This is a genomic window from Streptomyces sp. W16 (genome assembly GCF_033194735.1).
Lineage (GTDB): Bacteria > Actinomycetota > Actinomycetes > Streptomycetales > Streptomycetaceae > Streptomyces.
The window spans coordinates 1-6,881 of the sequence record NZ_JAWOAI010000505.1 but is presented as its reverse complement, the minus strand read 5'-3'; the positions used below and the strand labels follow the sequence as shown (position 1 = coordinate 6,881).

Below are 6,881 nucleotides of genomic sequence, written 5' to 3'. Positions count from 1 at the left end.
CCCCCACCCCAAACTCCACACCTCTCCCCGCCCCCGACCCCTGGCACCGCTACGACCCCTGGGCGTCCCCACCGCCCCCGGCCCCCCTCCAGCACACCGGCACAGCAACCCCCACCCACCAGCAGCGCCGCAACCGCACCCGGAAACTCCTCGTCGTCTCCGGGCTCGTGCTCGCGCTGGTTTCCGGGGGCGTCGGAGGTGTCGTAGGGGCGTATGTCGAGCGGGACGATGCTGGCGGGGATGTCGTGCTGCCGCAGGCCGGTGTGGAGGGGGGTGGGCGGGCTGCCGGGAGTGTGGCCGGGATTGCCGCTCGGGCGTTGCCCAGTGTCGTGACCTTGCATGTGAGCGGTGACGAGGAGTCGGGGACCGGTACCGGGATCGTGTTGGACACGCGGGGGCACATCCTCACCAACAACCATGTCGTGCAGCCCGCGGGCGGCGACGGCGAGATATCCGTGAGCTTCAGCGGGGGACAGACCGCCAAGGCGAAGGTCGTCGGGCACGACACCGGGTACGACCTCGCCGTCGTGCAGGTGAGCGGGGTGCGTGGGCTGAAGCCGATGCCGCTCGGGAACTCCGACAACGTGCGGGTCGGCGACCCCGTCGTGGCGATCGGCGCTCCCTTCGACCTCGACAACACCGTGACCGCCGGGATCATCAGCGCCAAGGACCGGCCCATCACGGCCGGCGGTGAGGCAGCGGACGGGAGCGATGTGTCGTACGTCGACGCCCTGCAGACCGACGCGCCCATCAACCCGGGCAACTCCGGCGGGCCGCTGCTCGACGCCCAGGGGCGGGTCGTCGGGATCAACTCGGCCATCCGGTCCGCCGACGACGGGTCCGACCTGGGCAGCGGTCAGGCCGGTTCCATCGGGCTCGGCTTCGCCATCCCCGTCAACCAGGCCAAGCGCGTCGCCGAGGAGCTGATCAACACCGGGAAGGCCGTCCACCCGGTCATCGGCGTCACCCTCGACATGGACTACACCGGGGACGGAGCCCGCGTCGCGACGAAGGGGAGTGGCGGTGACCCCGCCGTCACCGTCGGCGGGCCGGGCGCCAAGGCCGGGCTCAAGGCGGGCGACGTCATCACCGAGGTCGACGGCGAGCGCGTCCACTCCGGCGACGAACTGATCGTCAGGACCCGCGCCCACCGCCCCGGCGACCACCTGCGCCTGACCCTCCGACGCGGCGGCAAGGACATGACCGTGTCGCTCGTTCTGGGCTCCTCGACCGGTGATTGACAGAAACGTCACAGGTGAGAGCCCCGCGCCCCGTCCCACTAGGCAAACAACCCGGAAAACCGGTCCCGTACACCCACTCGTAGCCCACGGGACAGTACCGGTCGGGTGGGATCGCCGGGTACCGTGGACCCGGCCCGGACCACGGAAGACGCGCACAGACCGCCGAGGGCCGAGGACCGAGGACATCGCAAGGAGCTTCAGGTGTTCAATGACATAGGACCGCTAGAGCTGGTGACGATCATTGTCCTCGCCGTGCTCGTCTTCGGTCCGGACAAGCTCCCGAAGGTCATCCAGGACGTCATGCGGACGATCCGGAAGATCCGAGAGTTCTCGGAGAGCGCCAAGGCCGACATCCGCGAGGAACTGGGCCCGGACTTCAAGGACTTCGACTTCGAGGACCTCAACCCCAAGACGTTCCTGCGCAAGCAGCTGGACAACGACGAGCTGGGGCTCAAGGAGATCCGCAACGGCTTCGACCTGAAGAAGGAGATGGCCGAGGTCACGGAGGCGGTGCAGAGCGCCGACGCCCCGAGTTCCACGCCCTCTTCCGGTGGTCGTATCGACATGACCAAGAAGCCCGAGGACCCCGAGAAGGACGAGCGCCCGCCCTTCGACGCGGACGCCACCTGACCCTTCCGCGCGGTTCCCGGAGTGCTGCCCACGTGACGCGTTTCATACGTCCGCCACGCCCTCGTACGGCCTGAACACGGCCTCCGCACGCCTCACGCGCCGGGCGCTTTCCGGGCTGCCTCCCACGAGGTGGCTATGCTGCCGAGTTGTTGTGCGGACCGGGCGAGTCGCCCGAAGGGGGGCGGGCCGCCCCGGTCCGACGAGAGCGAGGAGGCGTCCGGCATGGAGACGACGAGTCGGGTAGGCGCGCAGGCGCCGGCCGCGGAGGGTGGACAACAGGTCCCCTCCGCCCGGCGCACGGTCGACGGCTACCTGCTGGCGCCCTTCCCGTGGTACGGCCTCGACGAGGCCTTCACGGGGCCGCGCTGGCTGATGCAGGTGGGCATGGCGGCGGACGGTGCCGTCGAGCACGGTTCGATCGGGCACGGCGACGAGCCCTCCGTACGCAACGAAGGCACGGAGGACAAGGAGAAGTTCGCGGTGGTCGTCACCGTCGCGGGCAACCCCGCCCGGCGCACCGCCGACGGCACAGGTCTCCTGGAGGCCACCTCGGTGTCCTCGGCGGCCTGGCTCGCCGGTGTCGGACTGCTGTCCTTCACCTGGCCCGGCCAGATGGACCACACCCTGCGCGACGACTGGCTGGAGCAGCAGACCGAGACGGCCTGGGTGCTGGCCGACGACCTCGCGGGCGACGACTGGTCGAGCCTGTCCCTGCCCGTGGACGGCGTCCCGACGCCCTTCCACTACCGTGAGTCCGAGTTCGGCTGGGTACTGGCCGGGTCGACCCAGGCGGGGGTCCACGTGGGGGCGTACGGCAGGGGAATGAGCGCGTACGGGCTCGGCTTCGCCGTGATCAAGGACATCGCGGCGTACGCCCAGTAGCTGCTACGACGATGGGGGCGCCGTCTCAGCGGACGGCGCCCCCATCGTCGTAGGAAGAGCTCTAGAACTTGTTCTTGGGGGTGATCCCGAGTGACAGTCCCGAAAGGCCCCGCTGCCGTCCCCCCAGCTTCCCCGCGATCGACCGCAGGGCCGCGCCTGCCGGGGAGTCCGGGTCGGTCAGGACGACCGGTTTGCCCTCGTCGCCGCCCTCGCGGAGGCGGACGTCGATCGGGATGGAGCCGAGGACGGGGACCGAGGCGCCCGTCGTGCGGGTCAGGCCGTCCGCCACCGACTGGCCGCCGCCGGTGCCGAAGACGTCGACCATCTCGCCGCAGTGCGGGCACGGCAGGCCCGCCATGTTCTCGACGACGCCGACGATCTTCTGGTGGGTCTGTACGGCGATGGAGCCCGCCCGCTCGGCGACCTCGGCCGCCGCCTGCTGAGGGGTCGTCACGACCAGGATCTCGGCGTTCGGGACGAGCTGGGCGACCGAGATCGCGATGTCGCCCGTGCCCGGCGGGAGGTCGAGGAGCAGGACGTCGAGGTCGCCCCAGTACACGTCCGCCAGGAACTGCTGGAGCGCCCTGTGCAGCATCGGGCCGCGCCACACCACCGGGGCGTTGCCCGGGGTGAACATGCCGATGGAGATGACCTTCACGCCGTGGGCCGACGGCGGCATGATCATGTTCTCGACCTGGGTGGGGGTGCCGTCGGCGCCCAGCATGCGCGGCACGGAGTGGCCGTAGATGTCGGCGTCGACGACCCCGACCTTGAGGCCGTCGGCGGCCATCGACGCCGCGAGGTTCACCGTCACCGAGGACTTGCCGACGCCGCCCTTGCCGGAGGCGACCGCGTAGACGCGGGTGAGGGAGCCGGGCTGCGCGAAGGGGACCTCGCGCTCGGTCTTTCCACCGCGCAGGGCGGTCGCGAGTTCCTTGCGCTGCTCGTCGCTCATCACGTCCAGGGTCACGTCGACGCCGGTGACGCCCTCGACACCCAGGACCGCCTCCGTCACGCGCTGCGTGATCGTCTCGCGCATGGGGCAGCCGGAGACCGTCAGGTACACCGTGACCGCGACCGCTCCGTCCGCACCGATGTCCACCGACTTGACCATCCCCAGTTCGGTGATGGGTCGGTTGATCTCGGGGTCGTTCACCGTCGACAGCGCTTCACGCACCGCGTCTTCCGTAGCCATGTGTCGATGGTACGGCGCCGGATGGGCCCTTCGGCCAGCCCCTCAGCGGTCGTCTGCGTCACGCACCGCAGACCGTTCTGCCGGGAATACGACATGCCCGTCGTGCCGCACGTCCAGCTCCTTCACCAGGTCCTGCAGCTCGGAGCGGATCCAGTCCCGGGTCGCCACCTCGCCGAGACCGATGCGCAGGGCGGCGATCTCGCGGGTGAGGTACTCGGTGTCGGCGATCGACCGCTCGTTCTGCTTGCGGTCCTGTTCGAGGTTGACCTTGTCGCGGTCGTCCTGCCGGTTCTGCGCGAGCAGGATCAGCGGGGCCGCGTACGAGGCCTGGAGCGACAGCATCAGCGTGAGGAAGATGAACGGGTAGTTGTCGAAGCGCACAGCGCGCGGGGCGAAGATGTTCCACAGCACCCACGCGATGATGACGACCGTCATCCAGACGATGAACCGCCCGGTGCCCAGGAAGCGGGCGATCCGTTCCGACAGCCGTCCGAAGGCCTCCGGGTCGTACTCGGGCAGCAGCCGGCGCCGGGGCGGGCGCGGCTGGTCGAGCCGGGTCCGCGACCGGGGGGTGGCGGTCGCGCCCGCCGGGGTCCGCTCACGCGTGGTCTCGCGCTCAGGAGTCATGAGCCGCCACCTCCTCTGCTTCTGCTTCTGCCTCGTCCTCGTCCAGATGGAATTCCGTCTCCCGCCAGTCCTCGGGCAGCATGTGGTCCAGCACGTCGTCCACGGTCACCGCGCCGAGCAGCGACCCGGTCTCGTCGACCACGGGCGCCGCGACCATGTCGTACGTCGCGAAGAATCCGGCGATGAGCTGCAACGAGGCGTCCGGGTCCAGCGGTTGCAGGCCGTCGTCGATGATCGCGCTGACCAGGGTGTACGGCGGGTCGCGCAGCAGCCGCTGGAAGTGGACCGTGCCGAGGTACTTGCCGGTGGGGGTGTCGTCGGGCGGGCGGCACACGTAGACCTGGGCGGCGAGGGCGGGGGAGAGGTCGGCGTTGCGGACCCGGGCGAGCGCGTCGGCGACGGTCGCGTCCGGGCGCAGGATGATCGGCTCGGTCGTCATCAGGCCGCCGGCGGTGTGCTCTTCGTACGACATCAGGCGGCGTACGTCGGCCGCTTCGGAGGGCTCCATCAGGTTCAGCAGCCGCTCCTGGTCCTCCTCCGGCAGCTCGCCGAGCAGGTCGGCCGCGTCGTCCGGGTCCATCGCCTCCAGGACGTCCGCCGCGCGCTCCTCCTTCAGCTTGCCGAGGATCTCGATCTGGTCGTCCTCCGGGAGCTCTTCGAGGACGTCGGCGAGACGGTCGTCGTCGAGGGCGGCGGCTACCTCGGCGCGCCGCTTGGGGGATAGATGGTGCAGGACGTTGGCGAGGTCGGCGGGCCGCAGCTGCTCGAAGGTGGCCAGGAGGCTCTCCGCGCCCTGTCCCTGCTCCTCCAGGGAGAAACCGGTGACGGCGGACCACTCCACGGTCAGCGTCTCGCCCTTGGCCCTTCTGAAGGCTCCGCCGGCCTTGCCCTTGCGTACGAAGACCCGGTCGATCTCCCAGTCCCGGCGGGCAGGCAGCTGCTGTACCGCCAGGTCGAGGACGGTGACCTCCTCGTGGGTCTCCACGAGGGTGACGCGCCGGTCGAGGAGTTCGCCGAACACCAGCCGCTCGGTGGGCCGTTGCTCGAAGCGGCGGACGTTGAGCACGCCGGTGGTGATGACCTGGCCGGACTCGATGCCGGTGACCCGGGTCATGGGGAGGAAGATGCGGCGCCGGGTGGACAGTTCGACGACCAGGCCGAGCAGCCTGGGCGGTCGCTGGCCGACGCGCAGCATGACGACGAGGTCGCGGACGCGGCCCACCTGGTCGCCGTTCGGATCGAAGACGGCGACACCGGAGAGGTGCGAGACGAAGACCCTGGGGGCGCCTCCTGCCATGGCTGCACCTCCCTTTCTTTCCTGGTTTCCGGATGTTCCGATTTGCCCGCTCGGACGGGCTTCAGGCTAGCCCGTCCGTTTGCGATCCGCGCAGGTGGGCGGTCCGGACGGACCCGCTCCGCCACCGTGTGACGACCCCGGTACGCTGCCGTACGCCATCGCCGCCCTCCGCACGAAAGGCCCCCCACCTGTGACTGCGATTCCCCCGGTCCGAAACCGTCGTGCGGCACTGTTCGGCGCGGTCTGCGCCCTGGTCGTGACGGGCACGGGACTGACGGGGTGCAGTGAGGATCCGGACGCGGGGACCAACGGGGTCGGCAAGCTGGCCGCCGACAAGATCCAGTCGAAGTCGGTGACGGCCGCGGGCGCCGCCGACGCGGTACGGCTCTCCGGGACCGTCGTCACCAGCGGACGGACGTACACGCTCGACATGCGGCTGAAGTCCGACGGCGGCAGCGGCTCGGTCACCTCGAAGGGGTCGACCTTCGGGCTGCTGCGGATCGGCGAGCAGCTGTACCTGAAGGCCGACGCGGACTTCTGGAACAGCAACGGCGACTCGGGCGTCGGCGACTCGCTGCACGGCAAGTACGTGAAGGTGCCGCAGGGTGACCCCTCGTACAAGAAGTTCAGTGGTTTCACGGACAAGGACGTCCTCCTCTCCAGTCTGCTGACCCTGCACGGTTCACTCGCGACGGACGGACACCACGACCAGAACGGCGTCCGCACCATCCGCATCACCGGCGACGACGGCTCCGGCGGCACCCTCGACGTGTCCCTTGAGGGCAAGCCGTATCCGCTCCGGCTGGTCCGCGCGGGCGGCGCGGGCACCCTGACCTTCTCGGACTGGGGCAAGAGCTTCGCCGTGACGGAACCGGCGGACGACGACACTGTCGACTACGGCAAGCAACTGCCGTCTTCCTAGCGGCAGTTACCGCCGTTTGCGTTTCTTCAGAAGCAGCCGCGGCAGCGCGGCCGGGGCCGGCTGACGGGTCGTCGCGGGCGACGGCAG

The 6,881-nt window shown here is 70.1% G+C and carries 7 protein-coding genes; 4 read left to right on the top strand and 3 right to left on the bottom strand.

The window, feature by feature from the left end:
* The 3 genes from R6V09_RS41935 to R6V09_RS41925 form a co-directional block, all read left to right on the top strand.
* A partial coding sequence (locus R6V09_RS41935; protein ID WP_317886743.1) for a S1C family serine protease occupies positions 1–1,241 on the top strand: 1,241 nt, incomplete at its 5' end.
* Between the two features lie 201 nt (positions 1,242–1,442).
* On the top strand, positions 1,443–1,871 hold the full coding sequence (locus R6V09_RS41930) for a sec-independent translocase (RefSeq protein WP_317886742.1): 429 nt from the start codon (positions 1,443–1,445) through the stop codon (positions 1,869–1,871).
* 222 nt (positions 1,872–2,093) lie between these two features.
* Entirely contained in the window at positions 2,094–2,753 is a 660-nt protein-coding gene (locus R6V09_RS41925; protein WP_317886741.1) for a hypothetical protein, read from the top strand.
* Positions 2,754–2,814: 61 nt separating this feature from the next.
* Here the strand turns inward: R6V09_RS41925 and R6V09_RS41920 are convergent, their stop codons facing one another.
* Genes R6V09_RS41920 through R6V09_RS41910 form a run of 3 tightly spaced genes read right to left on the bottom strand, consistent with a single transcriptional unit; the run spans position 2,815 to position 5,872 of the window.
* Positions 2,815–3,948, bottom strand: a complete 1,134-nt coding sequence (locus R6V09_RS41920) for an Mrp/NBP35 family ATP-binding protein (protein ID WP_317886740.1) — start codon at positions 3,946–3,948, stop codon at positions 2,815–2,817.
* A 42-nt stretch (positions 3,949–3,990) separates the two neighbouring features.
* On the bottom strand, positions 3,991–4,575 hold the full coding sequence (locus R6V09_RS41915) for a DUF1003 domain-containing protein (RefSeq protein ID WP_317886739.1): 585 nt from the start codon (positions 4,573–4,575) through the stop codon (positions 3,991–3,993).
* Positions 4,565–5,872 (bottom strand): magnesium transporter MgtE N-terminal domain-containing protein, encoded by a 1,308-nt coding sequence (locus tag R6V09_RS41910; protein WP_317886738.1) that lies wholly within the window; start codon positions 5,870–5,872, stop codon positions 4,565–4,567. The genes R6V09_RS41915 and R6V09_RS41910 overlap by 11 nt, the downstream gene beginning before the upstream one ends.
* A 190-nt stretch (positions 5,873–6,062) precedes the next feature.
* On the opposite strand from R6V09_RS41910, the gene R6V09_RS41905 reads away from it, so the two are divergent.
* Entirely contained in the window at positions 6,063–6,794 is a 732-nt protein-coding gene (locus R6V09_RS41905) for a hypothetical protein (protein WP_317886737.1), read from the top strand.
* The last annotated feature ends 87 nt before the right edge of the window (positions 6,795–6,881 follow it).

Bases quoted from the DNA above. Each gene is read 5' to 3' on its own strand.
- R6V09_RS41925 (WP_317886741.1), top strand. From the start codon at position 2,094: ATGGAGACGACGAGTCGGGTAGGCGCGCAGGCGCCGGCCGCGGAGGGT.
- R6V09_RS41920 (WP_317886740.1), bottom strand. From the start codon at position 3,948: ATGGCTACGGAAGACGCGGTGCGTGAAGCGCTGTCGACGGTGAACGAC.
- R6V09_RS41915 (WP_317886739.1), bottom strand. From the start codon at position 4,575: ATGACTCCTGAGCGCGAGACCACGCGTGAGCGGACCCCGGCGGGCGCG.
- R6V09_RS41910 (WP_317886738.1), bottom strand. From the start codon at position 5,872: ATGGCAGGAGGCGCCCCCAGGGTCTTCGTCTCGCACCTCTCCGGTGTC.